The 263-nt window shown below is 29.3% G+C and carries 1 protein-coding gene; it reads left to right on the forward strand.

Translation table 11 applies throughout. The features are described 5' to 3' along the window. On the forward strand, positions 1-231 hold a 231-nt coding region (locus ACPYOM_RS22785), incomplete at its 5' end, for a hypothetical protein (protein WP_481347710.1). Between the last annotated feature and the right edge of the window lie 32 nt (positions 232-263).

Consider the following 263-nt stretch of genomic DNA (forward strand, 5'->3'; position numbering starts at 1 on the left):
GGTAAAATAAATGATGAGAATATCCGTTTTATCAATGATTTTAAAGAACATTACGGAATTCCGCTGGAGCCGATCTATACAGGAAAAATGATGCAGAAGATTTTTGAGATGATAAATGAAGAATATTTTCCTGAAAATAGCAAAATTCTGTGTTTTCATACCGGAGGATTACAAGGTATTGAAGGTGCAAATATGCTTTTGGAAAAACAAAACAGAAATTTAATTATATAAAGTAAAATTGAAAAACATGAAACACTTAGTGT

This window comes from Monashia sp. HAY1-2A, from assembly GCF_056755315.1.